General features: G+C 36.4%; 1 protein-coding gene and 1 tRNA gene. Both read left to right on the top strand.

Features of this window, described 5'->3' with window-relative positions; all coding sequences use genetic code 11:
• Positions 1 to 140 precede the first annotated feature (140 nt).
• Positions 141 to 217 (top strand) — tRNA-Asp (locus tag H4J75_RS19395).
• Between the two features lie 425 nt (positions 218 to 642).
• The gene (locus H4J75_RS19390; RefSeq protein ID WP_182216149.1) at positions 643 to 2,463 is read left to right on the top strand and encodes an acyl-CoA dehydrogenase C-terminal domain-containing protein; all 1,821 of its coding nucleotides are present in this window, start codon (positions 643 to 645) and stop codon (positions 2,461 to 2,463) included.
• Positions 2,464 to 3,063: the final 600 nt, after the last annotated feature.

Genomic DNA, 3,063 nt, shown 5'->3' with positions numbered 1-3,063 from the left:
AACATTGTTTAAATTAAGAATAAGGTGTGAATGACCTAACTATAAAAGGCGTTACATCTTTTATAATAGCAGTCAAAAGTAAAATCACGGGTGTAAGTATCGTCTACTCAGGTCGTAAAAGTTGAAGAAAGCAATACAGCGGAGTGGTAGTTCAGTTGGTTAGAATACCGGCCTGTCACGCCGGGGGTCGCGGGTTCGAGTCCCGTCCACTCCGCCAACATTGTTTTTACTGTTTTTTATAGTCATATAAAAAATTAAAATAGTTTAAGACCTCAAGACCTCAAGACCTCAAATTCTATAAAACAAATGACTAAACATTATAACCGTTCAATTTGATTTCCTTCCTATATGCGAAGCAGCCTGTTGCAGCGATTGTTGTTATCACGGTTTCTACTACATTCCACAGAGCTAATATTATTGTTAATATGCTATTTATTTCTTATATAGAAAAGCTTAAATTTTTATTATTAATTAAAATTGCACACACTTATTCCCTTCAATAAATTCAGTTGTCTTCTACACTTAAGTTCTATTTATAAATATATAAATATTTATTAGCAAAAAACAGTGGTATGACCAGTTGTTTTTCTGTTATATTCGAAAGAAGTTAAATAAATAGTTTAAAAAGCACTGGAGAGATACATGCTCAGTTATAAAGCACCGATCACAGACATGAAGTTTTTATTTGAAGATGTCTTTAATTATTATGACCATTATAAGCAGTATCCAGAATTTGAAGAAGCGACACCTGACTTGGTTGATGCGATATTCCAAGAGTGTGCAAAATTCTGTGAAAATGAATTATTACCAATAAATCAAAGTGGCGATAAAGAAGGCTGTACTTTTGATAATGGTAAAGTAACCACGCCTACAGGCTTTAAAGAAGCTTATCAGAAATATGTTGACGGTGGATGGCAGAGTTTGTCTCACCCTGTTGAACATGGTGGCCAAGGGCTTCCTGCTTCGCTTGGTATGGTAAAGTCAGAGATGATGGGTACGGCAAACTGGTCGTGGGCTATGTATCCTGGTCTAAGCCACGGTGCTATGGATACAGTACAGTTACACGGTACTGAAGAACAGAAGCAGCTTTACTTAACTAAGCTTACCGAAGGTACTTGGACCGGCACTATGTGTTTAACTGAACCGCAATGTGGTACAGATTTAGGTCAAGTTAAAACAAAAGCTGAGTTAAACGATGATGGTACATTTAGTATTAGTGGTACTAAAATATTTATTTCAGCTGGTGAGCATGACTTAACTGAAAACATAGTCCATATCGTTTTAGCAAGATTACCCAATGCACCAAAAGGTACGCGTGGTATCTCATTATTTATTGTTCCTAAGATGCAAGTTGATGAGCAAGGTAACATTGGCGAAAGTAACAATGTTGTTTGTGGCTCTATTGAAGATAAAATGGGTATCAAAGGTTCTGCTACCGCTGTTTTAAATTTTGATGGTGCAAAAGGTGTACTTATCGGTAAAGAAAATAAAGGTTTAGAATGTATGTTCACCTTTATGAATACCGCACGTGTTGGTACAGCTTTACAAGGTATCTGTGCTGCAGAACTTGCTTATCAAAACTCGTTAATTTACGCAAAAGAACGATTGTCGATGCGTTCACTTACCGGTGCTAAAAAACCTGAATTAGTTGCTGACCCAATTATTGTTCACCCTGATGTTCGTAAAATGCTAATGACGCAAAAAGCGATCACTGAAGGTGGCCGTGCTATGATTTATTATACGGCGAAGATAGTTGACGACATCCAAATGTTGAAAGATGATAAGCAACGCCGTAAAGCAGATAATCGTTTAGGTTTTATTACGCCAATTCTAAAAGCATTCCTCACTGAACTAGGTTCAGAAAGTGCAAACCATGGCTTACAAATATTTGGTGGTCATGGCTTTATCAAAGAGTGGGGTATGGAGCAAATTGTTCGTGATACACGTATAGCTACTTTGTATGAAGGAACAACGGGTATCCAAGCACTTGATTTATTAGGACGTAAAATCTTATTAAATCGCGGTAAGTATTTAAAACACTTTACCATGGAAGTCTTAGGCTTTTGTAAAGAAAAAAGTATGATTTCAAGTAACCCTCATAAACGTCAAATGAATCAATTTATTTGGCCATTGAGTAAAGCTGTTGCCGGCTGGCAGAAAAACACGTTAAGTTTGTCATTAAAAGCAAAGAAAAACCGCGATGTGGTCGGATCTGCTTCGGTTGACTATTTAATGTATTCTGGTTACATCGTTATGGCTTATTTCTGGGCACAAATGGCGCAGGCGGCTTATGAAAAATTAGCAACTGATGTTGAGAACAGAGACTTCTACCGTGCAAAAATTAAAACCGCAGAGTTTTATTTTGAGCGCATGTTGCCAAGAACTAAATCGTTAGCAATCACCATGATGGCAGACCCTAAAACGTTAATGCAGTTAGACGAAGAGTTGTTGTCATTTTTATAAACACTGACTGTTAAGATAACCACCAATAAAACCTTTTACAGTTTTCTGTAAAAGGTTTTATCATTTTAAATGACCTCTAAAGACCTTTAAATAGCGATAACCCTTTATCTTCATTATGGCAACTTCATGTCATCGAGAAGTATTTTAACTGTCGTATCTCTGAAGTTACCGTGGCTGTTGCTATTTTACTTTTCATCATTAGATTGGATACATTAGAACGACTATCTGTTGAGCTTGTATTTTTATTGGCACACGAACTGGTTAAACTGCGAATAATAGTCGTCGCTCTTTATTTATCCAGCGATTACTAGAAAACGCTATGTGAATAGACATTACAAATGAGGTTATCTCGACAAGTAGGACCATTAGAATCAACACCTTCAGTAGATTATATTTTCGAACCAAATCTATCTTTAGTCAACGGGTTGATGCTCGCTGAGAAATTGTCGAGACTGAAAAGTATTAACGATCACTTTGTGCGCTAAGCGGAAGTTAGCTTCAAAATATTTGCGATATATTTTCTAATCAATTATTCGTGTCTTATTACTGAGAAGTCTTAGTAATAATCTAAAAACACCCAGATGATATCCTAATCCATTG

Source organism: Colwellia sp. BRX10-1 (assembly GCF_014077545.1).
Taxonomy (GTDB): Bacteria; Pseudomonadota; Gammaproteobacteria; order Enterobacterales; family Alteromonadaceae; genus Colwellia_A.
Note: the sequence above shows the minus strand (reverse complement) of the source record. Positions and strands in the feature narration are given on the sequence as shown.

Coding starts and splice junctions, on each gene's coding strand:
- H4J75_RS19390 (WP_182216149.1), top strand. CDS start 643: ATGCTCAGTTATAAAGCACCGATCACAGACATGAAGTTTTTATTTGAA.